General features: G+C 58.6%; 1 protein-coding gene and 1 pseudogene. Both read left to right on the top strand.

Annotated features, from left to right (window positions below):
• Positions 1 to 177: pseudogene (locus tag J5224_RS33470) on the top strand (peptidylprolyl isomerase SurA); the annotation flags it as partial.
• On the top strand, positions 174 to 649 hold a 476-nt coding region (locus J5224_RS33475), incomplete at its 3' end, for a 4-hydroxythreonine-4-phosphate dehydrogenase PdxA (protein WP_264629191.1). The pseudogene J5224_RS33470 and the gene J5224_RS33475, both read left to right, overlap by 4 nt.

A 649-nucleotide genomic window follows, 5' to 3' on the forward strand; every position in this document is an offset into this window, starting at 1 on the left:
ATTCAACTGTTAGACACACGTCAGGTAGACAAAACCGACGCGGCGCAGAAAGATCGTGCTTACCGCATGCTGTTTAACCGTAAATTTTCGGAAGAGGCGCAAACCTGGATGCAGGAACAACGTGCAGCCGCTTACGTGAAGATCGTTAACGGCAGCGACAGCAGCTCAGCACAATGACCACAACCACGTCTCGTATCGTGATCACCCCCGGCGAACCCGCCGGGATTGGTCCCGACCTCATCATTCAATTGGCCCAGCGCGACTGGCCGGTAGAACTGGTGGTGTGCGCCGACCCCACGTTGCTGGGTAGCCGAGCGAAGCAGTTGGGTCTGCCGTTAACGCTGCGAGACTACCAACCCGGAACCCCTGCCAGCGCGCAACGTCCGGGCTCGCTGACGATATTGCCGGTGTCATTATCCGCAGAGTCTTCTCCCGGCGAGCTTAACGTCGACAACGGCCTGTACGTGGTAAACACGCTGGCTCGCGCCTGTGATGGCTGCCTGAGCGGCGAGTTTGCCGCACTGGTAACCGGGCCGGTGCATAAAGGTATCATCAACGATGCCGGTGTGCCTTTCAGCGGACACACCGAGTTTTTCGCCGATCGCAGCGGCTGCGAAAAAGTGGTGATGATGCTGGCAACCGAGGGACT

It is taken from the genome of Candidatus Symbiopectobacterium sp. NZEC135 (genome assembly GCF_025962695.1).